This is a genomic window from Borrelia persica No12 (genome assembly GCF_000500045.1).
Classification (GTDB): domain Bacteria; phylum Spirochaetota; class Spirochaetia; order Borreliales; family Borreliaceae; genus Borrelia; species Borrelia persica.
Genome location: NZ_AYOT01000003.1, coordinates 1 through 1,250, shown reverse-complemented (window position 1 = coordinate 1,250; position 1,250 = coordinate 1). Strand labels below are relative to the sequence as shown.

2 protein-coding genes are annotated in these 1,250 nt (G+C 27.6%); both read left to right on the top strand.

What is annotated here, in order from left to right; genetic code table 11:
- Window positions 1-392, top strand: a 392-nt coding sequence (locus U881_RS0100030) for an Mlp family lipoprotein (RefSeq protein WP_024652868.1), incomplete at its 5' end; no start/stop codon positions are given.
- A gap of 116 nt (window positions 393-508) precedes the next feature.
- Entirely contained in the window at window positions 509-1,030 is a 522-nt protein-coding gene (locus U881_RS11310) for an Mlp family lipoprotein (protein WP_024652867.1), read from the top strand.
- The last annotated feature ends 220 nt before the right edge of the window (window positions 1,031-1,250 follow it).

Genomic DNA, 1,250 nt, shown 5'->3' with positions numbered 1-1,250 from the left:
TGATGATTAATAGTTGCGATCAGTATAAACAAAAAAGCAATTATGATGATAAACCTCAAAAAGATGAAGCAGCACAAACAGAAGAGGCTAAAAAAACACCAGAAGAAATACTCAAAAAAAAGTTAAATGACACTGAAAAAGTAAATCTCAATTTCTTAAAAGAAGCATTGAAGAATGAAAGCGATTTTAACAAGTTTTTAAGTTATGATGAATCTGCAATAAAGTCTGTACTTCAACATATCCAAAGTGAACTTGCAAAATGTACTGGAGAGAGTGCAGAAAATCAAAAAAATACATTTAAGCAGGTTTTAAAAGGTTCTTTTGAAAGTAATAGCTATAATTTAGAGCAATTTAAAGATCAAACATCAAGTAATTGTGGAACAGGAGAATAAAGACAAAATTGAAAGCAAATCTTTTTAAGAAATAAACAAAAAGCTTAAAAGTTTATAAAAATCTCTATACAAACCAAAATCAACAATAGTATACTTAAAAACAAGGAGGATATTATATGCATAAATATTTGAAACATATACTAATTTATAGTTTAATACTAATTTATTCTTGTACAGATGAAATACATAAAGTAAAAGGTTTAGCACCAATTAAACACACACCACCTACAAGCGCACCACAAACAGATGAAAATAAGAAATTTAATACCATTATGCATGGATTTAAAAAACGTTCAGAAGGAGACTCATATCACTCATATGATAAATTTATTTCTTGGATTGAAAACAAACCCGACAAAAAGAAAGAACTAGATACAGATTTTACTGAAGCCTATAATTGGCTAGAGAAAGGAAGAAAAGACAATGCACCTGAAAAAACTTTAGATGAATATATAAGCGATGCTATAATTTATTGTGAAAGCGAAAATATCTTCTTATGTATAGATGGAAATCAAGACAATCGGAGTAAGATATTTTTATTCTTTGCAAGAAATCACAAAGACATATTTGAGGATTATCACGATCAAGATCCTGAAGCCATATTTATGTTGCTTAAAAGAATTGTTATTCACAAATAAAAGATAATTTTTGATTTTAGAAATAATAGAAAAATAAATAAATTAAAGGTTTGTAATAAGTGAAGGAAGTTGACTTTATGTTAACTGGAAGTAAAAGATGAGTTAAGAGTGAAAGCATAGATTCTAGATGCTCTCATTGCAAAATTACAAGCTACGAAAATAGGAAATAGGATATTTGGAAAGCAAAAATGTAAGTATTTGTTAAAGCTAGGATAAAGTA